Source organism: Acidimangrovimonas sediminis, from assembly GCF_002871005.1.
Taxonomy (GTDB): domain Bacteria; phylum Pseudomonadota; class Alphaproteobacteria; order Rhodobacterales; family Rhodobacteraceae; genus Acidimangrovimonas; species Acidimangrovimonas sediminis.
Genome location: NZ_PHSN01000085.1, coordinates 1 through 538, shown reverse-complemented (window position 1 = coordinate 538; position 538 = coordinate 1). Strand labels below are relative to the sequence as shown.

The following is a 538-nucleotide window of genomic DNA, read 5'->3' as shown; positions in this document are numbered from 1 at the left end:
GCATCCGCGAGCGACTTGCCGATGTCCGCCCCCAGCTCGCCGATCCTGGTCCAGCTGCCGGCGCCGTAGAGCCCGCTCTTGAGGTAGATCCCGTTGTTGGCCGCCGTGCCGTCGCCGAAGACGCCGGCGACGGCGCCCGCGTTCCAGTTGAGGTCGGCATTGAGCTGCGCCAGTGTCGCGTAGGTCGGGCCGACCTGCCCCTTCACCTGCTCGATCAGCCGGGCGATCGGCAGCCGCACGCTGCTGCCGCCGTAATTGCCGAGGATGTCGTCGACGATGGTCGCGGCATTGAGGTTGGTGGTGCTGACGCCGTTATCGGCCATGTCTGCTCTCCTAGATGATGGTGACGGCGAAGGGCCCGGCGACGGGGCCGGGCGTGCCGTTCTCGTTCTGGGGTTCGAGGTAGTAGAGCCAGTCGCCCTGCGGCGCGCAGCTCTGGGTCAGCTGGTAGAGGACGGCGTCGTCGATCGTGCCGTCGAAGGTGGCGGCGCCGAGGAAGCCGAAGCTGTCGTTGCCGGTGGCGGCGACGAGGCTGCCG

Annotated in this window: 2 protein-coding genes; both read right to left on the bottom strand. The window is 69.0% G+C overall.

Features of this window, described 5'->3' with window-relative positions; translation table 11 throughout:
* Positions 1-323: hypothetical protein (locus CVV76_RS24440; protein ID WP_199178710.1), on the bottom strand; the 323-nt coding region annotated here is incomplete at its 3' end.
* A gap of 10 nt (positions 324-333) precedes the next feature.
* Positions 334-538: hypothetical protein (locus tag CVV76_RS25110; RefSeq protein ID WP_158243251.1), on the bottom strand; the 205-nt coding region annotated here is incomplete at its 5' end.